This is a genomic window from Pseudomonas fluorescens (genome assembly GCF_902497995.1).
GTDB lineage: Bacteria > Pseudomonadota > Gammaproteobacteria > Pseudomonadales > Pseudomonadaceae > Aquipseudomonas > Aquipseudomonas fluorescens_BK.
In genome coordinates this window covers 1-512 of sequence record NZ_CABVII010000075.1, presented here as the reverse complement: position 1 = coordinate 512, position 512 = coordinate 1, and the positions used below count along the sequence as shown (strand labels likewise).

The following is a 512-nucleotide window of genomic DNA, read 5'->3' as shown; positions in this document are numbered from 1 at the left end:
CTCAAGGAAGGCAGCAACCTGCGGCAGAATTTCAACGTTGCTCATAATTCACCTGTCGTTCAAACGTATGGTTCAACCTGGAAATCCGGCTGATTAGCGTTGTTCTTTGAGATAGCAAACGACCGCCTGGCGGTCATCGGCGGAGGCCAGCCCCATGTAGGGCATGTAGGTCCCGGGCACATAGGCCTGGGGTTGGGTGATCAGTTGGCTGATGGTTGCGGCTTGCCATGTCACGTCCTTGCTGCGCATCGCCTGGGAGTAGCTGAAGCCTTCGAGCGAGCCGGACTTGCGCCCGACCACGCCCGCAAGGCTCGGCCCCATCATGCCGGCCATGTCTTTGCTCACCGAGTGACACACCCCGCATTCATTGGCGAACACCCGGGCGCCGTGGCCCTGGTCCGGTGTGCATTCGGCGGCGACCACGGTTTGTGCCAGCGCCAAGGTCAGCAAACCAAAGAGGGAGAACTTCTGTGAAGTGAACATAAGCAGGCGACCTTGAGAATCCGTGAAGG

Annotated in this window: 1 protein-coding gene; it reads right to left on the bottom strand. The window is 59.2% G+C overall.

The features are described from left to right. Positions 1-93: 93 nt before the first annotated feature. On the bottom strand, positions 94-483 hold the full coding sequence (locus tag F8N80_RS30980; protein WP_150785345.1) for a c-type cytochrome: 390 nt from the start codon (positions 481-483) through the stop codon (positions 94-96). Positions 484-512: the final 29 nt, after the last annotated feature.